Annotated in this window: 7 protein-coding genes; 2 read left to right on the forward strand and 5 right to left on the reverse strand. The window is 72.8% G+C overall.

Annotated features, from left to right (window positions below; all coding sequences use genetic code 11):
• On the forward strand, window positions 1-1,193 hold a 1,193-nt coding region (gene lysA, locus AB8Z36_RS26110; RefSeq protein WP_369215822.1), incomplete at its 5' end, for a diaminopimelate decarboxylase.
• Window positions 1,194-1,248: 55 nt separating this feature from the next.
• Here the strand turns inward: lysA and purB are convergent.
• Both purB and AB8Z36_RS26120 read right to left on the reverse strand, forming a co-directional pair.
• Window positions 1,249-2,691, reverse strand: a complete 1,443-nt coding sequence (gene purB / locus AB8Z36_RS26115) for an adenylosuccinate lyase (RefSeq protein ID WP_369215823.1) — start codon at window positions 2,689-2,691, stop codon at window positions 1,249-1,251.
• Window positions 2,692-2,768: 77 nt separating this feature from the next.
• Window positions 2,769-3,551, reverse strand: coding sequence for an SGNH/GDSL hydrolase family protein (locus tag AB8Z36_RS26120; protein WP_369215824.1), 783 nt, complete (start codon window positions 3,549-3,551; stop codon window positions 2,769-2,771).
• 117 nt (window positions 3,552-3,668) lie between these two features.
• Here AB8Z36_RS26120 and AB8Z36_RS26125 point away from each other — a divergent pair, with 117 nt between their 5' ends.
• Entirely contained in the window at window positions 3,669-3,911 is a 243-nt protein-coding gene (locus AB8Z36_RS26125; RefSeq protein ID WP_369215825.1) for a holin, read from the forward strand.
• Between the two features lie 41 nt (window positions 3,912-3,952).
• Here AB8Z36_RS26125 and AB8Z36_RS26130 read toward each other — a convergent pair whose 3' ends face one another.
• From AB8Z36_RS26130 to AB8Z36_RS26140, 3 genes are all read right to left on the reverse strand, one after another.
• Complete coding sequence (locus tag AB8Z36_RS26130) at window positions 3,953-4,966, reverse strand: hemolysin family protein (protein WP_369215826.1); 1,014 nt, start codon at window positions 4,964-4,966, stop codon at window positions 3,953-3,955.
• Window positions 4,963-6,294, reverse strand: coding sequence for a hemolysin family protein (locus tag AB8Z36_RS26135; RefSeq protein ID WP_369215827.1), 1,332 nt, complete (start codon window positions 6,292-6,294; stop codon window positions 4,963-4,965). The genes AB8Z36_RS26130 and AB8Z36_RS26135 overlap by 4 nt, the downstream gene beginning before the upstream one ends.
• 247 nt (window positions 6,295-6,541) lie before the next feature.
• A complete protein-coding gene (locus AB8Z36_RS26140; protein WP_369215828.1) occupies window positions 6,542-6,967 on the reverse strand; it encodes a GNAT family N-acetyltransferase in 426 nt (141 codons plus the stop codon).
• Window positions 6,968-7,077: the final 110 nt, after the last annotated feature.

Raw genomic sequence — 7,077 nt, forward strand, 5'->3', positions numbered from 1 at the left:
CCGTCTACCTCCTCGACGAAGGCGATGTGCGGGCCCGCTGCCGGGCCTACCGCGAGGCCTTCGGGGACGCCGACGTGCTCTACGCGGCCAAGGCGTTCCTGTGCCGCGCCATGACCCACTGGGTGCGCGAGGAGGGGCTCGGCCTCGACGTCTGCTCGGCCGGGGAGCTCGAACTCGCCGTCACGGCGGGCTTCCCCGCCGACCGCATCGTGCTGCACGGCAACGCCAAGAGCCCGGACGACCTGCGGGCCGCGCTCCGGCTCGGCGTCGGCAGGATCGTCATCGACAGCGCATCGGAGATCGCGCGCCTCGCCGCCGCCGTACCCCCGGGCAGCCGCCAGAAGGTCCTGGTCAGGGTGGTGCCCGGCATCGCGGCCGGCGGCCACGCGAAGATCCGTACCGGCACCGACGACCAGAAGTTCGGCCTGTCCATCGCCGACGGCTCCGCGCGCCATGCCGTCGCCCGCATCCTGGGCCAGCCGACCCTGGAGCTCGTGGGCCTCCACTGCCACCTGGGCTCACAGATCACCACGGACAAGCCGTACCTGTGCGCGGTGCGCCGTCTGGTCGGACTGATGGCCCGGATCAGGGACCAGCACGGCGTCCCGCTGCCCGAGCTCGACCTCGGCGGCGGGTACGGCATCGCCTACCGCCCCGGCGAGCAGGCGCTCGACGTCGCCGCCCTCGCGCGCAAGGTGCGCGCCGAGCTCGCCGAGGGCTGTGCGGCGGCCGGTCTGCCCGTGCCGCGCCTGGCGGTGGAGCCGGGACGCGCCATCGCGGGACCCGCGGGGGTGGCGCTCTACCGGGTGCTCGCGGTCAAGCGGACCGGCACTCTGACCTTCGTCGCGGTGGACGGCGGCATGAGCGACAACCCGCGGCCCGCGCTGTACGGGGTGCGCTACGCCCCGCGCCTCGTCGGCCGCCGCTCCACCGCGGGCGAGGCCCGGGTGACGGTCGTCGGGCGGCACTGCGAGGCGGGCGACGTGCTCGCCGCCGACACCCCGCTCCCCGCCGACGTGCGGCCGGGCGACCTGCTGGCCGTGCCGGTCGCGGGGGCCTACCACCTCTCGATGGCCTCCGGCTACAACCTGGTGGGCCGCCCGCCCGTGGTCGCGGTGGCCGACGGGCACGCCAGGCTGCTGGTCCGCAGGGAGTCCCTGGACGACTTCCGGGGCAGGGACGTGGGCCTGTAGCGCGAAGACGGCGGCGGCCCCGGGGGCCGCCGCCGTCACCCGCGCGAGAGGGGGCCTAGAGGATCGCGCCCGGCGCGTAGGCGGCGGCCTCGGGGTGCTCCTTGAGCAGCGCCTCGATCTGCGCGACCACCGTGGCGACCTGGTCGCTCGCCGCACCCGTGAAGGACAGCTTGTCGGCCATCAGCTCGTCGAGCTGCGCGCGGTCCAGCGGGATACGGGTGTCCGCGGCGAGCTTGTCGAGCAGTTCGTTGCGCTCGGCGCCCTGCTCGCGCATGGCGAGCGCGGAGGCGACCGCGTTCTCCTTGATGGCCTCGTGGGCCTCCTCGCGGCCGACGCCCGCCCGCACCGAGGCCATGAGGACCTTGGTGGTGGCGAGGAAGGGGAGGTAGCGGTCCAGCTCGCGGGCGACGACGGCGGGGAAGGCGCCGAACTCGTCGAGGACGGTCAGGAACGTCTCCAGGAGGCCGTCGAGCGCGAAGAACGCGTCGGGCAGGGCGACCCGGCGGACCACGGAGCAGGAGACGTCGCCCTCGTTCCACTGGTCGCCCGCGAGCTCGCCGGTCATCGAGGCGTAGCCGCGCAGGATGACGGTGAGGCCGTTGACGCGCTCGCAGGAGCGGGTGTTCATCTTGTGCGGCATCGCCGACGAGCCGACCTGGCCCGGCTTGAAGCCCTCGGTCACCAGCTCGTGCCCGGCCATCAGGCGGATCGTCTTGGCGAGCGAGGACGGGGCGGAGGCGATCTGCACCAGGGCGGTGACGACCTCGTAGTCCAGGGAGCGCGGGTAGACCTGGCCGACCGAGGTGAAGGCGCGGTCGAAGCCGAGGTGCCCGGCGATGCGCCGCTCCAGGTCGGTGAGCTTGTCGGCGTCGCCGCCGAGCAGGTCGAGCATGTCCTGCGCGGTGCCGACCGGGCCCTTGATGCCGCGCAGCGGATAGCGGCCGAGCAGGTCGTCCAGGCGGCGGTAGGCGGCGAGGAGCTCGTCGGCGCCGGTCGCGAAGCGCTTGCCCAGGGTCGTCGCCTGCGCGGCGACGTTGTGCGAGCGGCCCGCCATCACCAGCTCGCCGTACTCACCGGCGAGCTTGCCGAGCCGGGCGAGGACCGCCACGGTACGGGAGCGGACCAGCTCCAGGGAGAGCCGGATCTGGAGCTGCTCGACGTTCTCGGTGAGGTCGCGCGAGGTCATGCCCTTGTGGACGTGCTCGTGCCCGGCGAGGGCGTTGAACTCCTCGATGCGGGCCTTCACGTCGTGGCGCGTGACCTTCTCGCGCTCGGCGATGGAGGCCAGGTCGACCTGGTCGAGCACGCGTTCGTAATCGGCGATGGCGGCGTCGGGAACCTCGATCCCGAGGTCCTTCTGCGCCCGCAGCACGGCGAGCCAGAGCTGGCGCTCCAGCCTCACCTTCTGCTCGGGCGACCAGAGCGTGGCGAGCTCGGCGGAGGCATAACGTCCGGCGAGGACGTTCGGGATACGGGGCTTTGCGGGCGCGGCAGTCACGTGACCTGATTCTACTGGGCGTTCATGCAGGCCAGCGCCACGCCCCCGTTCGTCGAAAGCTACGAGAGCGGAGGCCCTCAGGTTCCCGGGGGCGCTTCCCAGGGCAGCAGGTCCGGGCGCTTGGGCGGGCGGCCGTCGCCGGAGGAGCGGCCCGTGAGGCGGCGCCCTATCCACGGCACGAGGTGCTGCCGGGCGAACCGGGCGTCGGCGACGCGGCGGGCCGCCCAGTTCGGCGGGGCGGTGACGGCCAGCGGGCTCTGCCAGTCGTGCTCCGGCGGATTGCCGAGGGCCTGCCACACGGCCTCGGCGATCCTGCGGTGGCCCTCCGCCGTGGGGTGCAGCCGGTCGACGTCCCAGAGGCGCTGGTCGCCGAGGACGGCGGCGCCGTACAGGTCCACGACCAGGGCGTCGTGCCGCGCGGCCAGATGGTCGATATGGGCGAAGAGCGCCTCCATACGGGGGCGGAAACGCTCCATCACGGGGCCGTTCCTGCCGGGGCTGCGCATCAGCACGAGCTGCTTGCAGGACGGGGCGAGCCGTTCCACGGCCTCTTCGAGGAGGTCGCAGACGCGGTTCATGTCGCACTTGGGGCGCAGCGTGTCGTTGAGTCCGCCCACCAGGGTGACCACATCGGCCTGCATCTCCGCGGCGACGTCCACCTGCTCGGCGACGATCTGCCCGATGAGCTTGCCGCGCACCGCGAGGTTGGCGTACCGGAACCCGGGGCTCTGCGCGGCCATCCGGGCGGCCAGGAGGTCGGCCCAGCCGCGGTAGGTGCCGTCGGGCAGGAGGTCCGACATGCCCTCGGTGAAGGAGTCGCCGACCGCGACCAGACTGTTGTACTCGGCATTCATCTGCATGGCGTCTGCGATCGTAACCTGACGGGGCCGTTCCCAACGCGGCGCGACGGCGGTATGCCATAAGCCGGGCCTCTGTCGTGGGCCACGCCGCAGCCGTCGCGAGAGAGCGAGCCCGTCATGTGGACCGCAGCCTTCTGGAAAGCCACCGCGGAGCGCGCGATCCGCACCTTCGCCCAGGCGCTCGCCGCCGTCCTGGTCGCCGGGGCGACCAGCCTCCTGGACGTCGCCTGGGGCGCCGCGTTCGCGACGGCCGGTCTCGCCGCGCTCCTCGCCGTCCTGACGGCGATCGGCGCCTCGGAGGCCGGGGCGAAGGGCCCCGGCCTCACGGAACAGCCGGTCCCGAAGCGGACCGCGCCCTGATACCAGGGGACGACGTCAGACGGGACACCAGGGGGACGACGTCAGACCGGCTGGCCGAACAGCTCGCGCAGCACGTCCTCCATCGTCACCATGCCCGCCAGCCGGCCGTCGGAGCCGAGCACGGCGGCCACATGCGTACGGCTGCCGCGCATCGCGGTCAGCACGTCGTCGAGCGGCGTCGTCTCCCGCACCTGGGCGATCTTCCGCATGTCGGGGACACGGAACGGCAGATCCCGCGGCATCCGGTCCAGGGCGTCCTTGACGTGCAGATAGCCGACGATGCGGCGCCCCGCGTCGACCACGGGGAAGCGGGAGAACCCGGACTCCGCGGAGAGCCGCTCCAGGCCCTCCGGAGTGACGCCCACGCGCGCGTAGACCACGTCCTCCAGCGGCAGGACCACGTCCTTGACCGGCCTGCGGCCCAGTTCGAGCGCGTCGTGCAGCCGCTCCTGGGCACGGTCGTCGAGCAGCCCCGCGTCACCGGAGTCCTTGACCATGCGGGCCAGGTCCTCGTCGGAGAAGCTCGCCGACACCTCGTCCTTGGCCTCCACGCGCAGCAGCTTCAGCAGACCGTTGGCGAAGGCGTTGATCGCGAAGATCACCGGACGCAGCGCCCGCGCGAGCGTCACCAGGGGCGGCCCCAGCAGCAGGGCGGTCCGCACCGGCTCGGCGAGCGAGATGTTCTTCGGGACCATCTCGCCGAGCAGCATGTGCAGATACGTCGCCACCGTCAGCGCGATGACGAACGAGATCGGGTGGACCAGGCCGTGCGGCACACCCACCCCGTCGAACAGGGGCTCAAGGAGGTGCGCGATCGCGGGCTCCGCGACGACACCGAGCACCAGGGTGCACAGCGTGATCCCGAGCTGGGCCGCCGCCAGCAGCGCCGACACGTGCTTGAGCCCCCACATCACGCTCTTGGCGCGCCGGTCGCCCTCATCGGCGTACGGCTCGATCTGGCTGCGGCGCACGGAGATCAGCGCGAACTCGGCGCCCACGAAGAACGCGTTCACCACGAGGGTCGCGAGACCGATCAGGAGTTGGATGGCGGTCATCGGGCGTCCTCCTGCTCGTCGGCGCTCAGCGGGGCGTGCAGCAGCACCCGCGCCGCGCGGCGTCCGGTGGCGTCCTGGACGACCAGGCGCCAGCCGCTGACCTCGAAGCTGTCGCCCTCGGCGGGAATCCGGCCGAGTTCGGCCGCGACGAGCCCGGCGAGCGTTTCGTAGGGACCTTCGGGCGCGCGCAGGCCGACCCGCGCGAGCTGGTCGGTACGGGCGGCGCCGTCGGCGGAGTAGAGCGTCCTGCCGTCCTCGTCCGTGCCCGCGGGCGCGATGTCGGGGGTCTCGTGCGGGTCGTGCTCGTCGCGGACCTCGCCGACGACCTCCTCGACGATGTCCTCCAGCGTCGCGACCCCGGCGGTGCCGCCGTACTCGTCGATGACCACGGCCATCGTGCGCTTCCCGGAGAGCCGGTCGAGCAGGCGGTCGACGGTCAGCGACTCCGGTACGAGCAGCGGCTCGCGCATCATCTCGGCGACCGACGCGCGCGGCCTGCGCTCGGCGGGCACGGCGAGGACGTCCTTGATGTGGGCGACGCCGACGACGGAGTCGAGGTTGCCGCGGTAGACCGGGAACCGGGAGAGGCCCGTCGCGCGCGTGGCGTTGGCGACGTCCTCGCAGGTGGCGTGCACGTCGAGGGCGATGACCTGGACGCGCGGCGTCATCACGTTCTGCGCGGTCAGATCGGCGAGGTTCAGCGTCCGCACGAACAGCTCGGCGGTGTCCGCCTCCAGGGCGCCCTCCTTGGCCGAGTGCCTGGCCAGGGCGACGAGCTCCTTGGGCCCGCGGGCGGAGGCCAGCTCCTCGGCGGGCTCGATGCCGAAGCGGCGCACGGAACGGTTCGCGGTGTTGTTCAGATGCGCGATGAACGGCCGGAAGGCGGCGCTGAACAGGCGCTGCACGGTCGCGACCCGCTTGGCCACGGCGAGCGGCGAGGAGATCGCCCAGTTCTTGGGCACCAGCTCGCCGATGACCATCAGGAAGACCGTCGACAGCGCCGTGCCGATGACCAGGGCCACCGAGGAAGCCGCGGATTCCGGCAGGCCCGCGTCGCGCAGCGGGCCCGCGATCAGTTTGGCGATCGAGGGCTCGGAGAGCATGCCGACGACCAGGTTGGTGACGGTGATGCCGAGCTGTGCGCCGGAGAGCTGGAAGGTGAGGTTCTTGACCGCCTTGAGGGCGCCGGCGGCGCCCCGCTCACCGCGTTCCACGGCTCGTTCCAGCTCGCTGCGCTCGACCGTGGTGAGGGAGAACTCCGCCGCGACGAAGACGCCACAGGCGAGGCAGAGCAGCACCGCCACGAGGAGCAGAAGCACTTCGGTCATCGGGTCACCTCCGTCCCATGATCGGACAGGGCCGGGAGGAACGCGCGATGTCGGGTACTGGGAGGCTCGCCCATGGGCGGACGCTCACACCTTTCAGTCGAGGGGGACGGTTGACCGGTCCATGGTAAAGGATCAGCAAAGCCGCTCTCGGCGTCGGTGGGTACAGGCTGCTCATGCCGCCCGTGTACCCGGCCCGCGCGTCCTTCCGCGCCCGGTTTCACCGGACGCCGCGCCCCCCGGCCGCCCCTCACTCCGTGAGGGGCCTCACCCACCGTGACCACTGCGGCTGCGGGGCGTAGCCCGCCGCGCGCCAGGCGTGGTGGGCGAGCGCGTTGCGGTCGAGGACCATCGCGTCACCGCGCCTCCCGCCGARCCGGACGAACCGCTCCTCCGCCGCGGCGAGCAGCGCCGAGCCCACGCCCCGGCGGCGGTGGCCGGGGTGGACGGCCAGGCGGTAGAGGTGGCAGCGCCAGCCGTCGAAGCCCGCGATGACGGTGCCCGCGAGGTCCCCGCCGCGCTCGGCGAGGAGCAGTGCCCCGGGGTCGCGGGCGACGAGCCGCTCCACGCCCGAGCGGTCGTCGCTGATGCTGGTCCCCTCGGCGGCCACCTTCCAGAAGGCGAGCACCGCGTCGAGGTCGCCGGGCTCTGCGGCCCGTATCCGTAGATCGTCCATACGGCCATCCCAGCAGTGGGGCCGACGGGACGCCGGAAATTGCCAGCATCCGGACAGCCGTACTGGCAGGGCCGTACTCCCGGGCCCGGAGCCGCCCCCTGGCCCGGACC

Source organism: Streptomyces flavofungini, from assembly GCF_041028215.1.
In the GTDB taxonomy this organism is placed as follows: Bacteria; Actinomycetota; Actinomycetes; order Streptomycetales; family Streptomycetaceae; genus Streptomyces; species Streptomyces flavofungini_B.

What these genes read in the sequence shown, in the direction of transcription:
- AB8Z36_RS26120 (WP_369215824.1), bottom strand. Translation starts at nt 3,551, where the DNA reads ATGCAGATGAATGCCGAGTACAACAGTCTGGTCGCGGTCGGCGACTCC.
- AB8Z36_RS26125 (WP_369215825.1), top strand. Translation starts at nt 3,669, where the DNA reads ATGTGGACCGCAGCCTTCTGGAAAGCCACCGCGGAGCGCGCGATCCGC.
- AB8Z36_RS26130 (WP_369215826.1), bottom strand. Translation starts at nt 4,966, where the DNA reads ATGACCGCCATCCAACTCCTGATCGGTCTCGCGACCCTCGTGGTGAAC.
- AB8Z36_RS26135 (WP_369215827.1), bottom strand. Translation starts at nt 6,294, where the DNA reads ATGACCGAAGTGCTTCTGCTCCTCGTGGCGGTGCTGCTCTGCCTCGCC.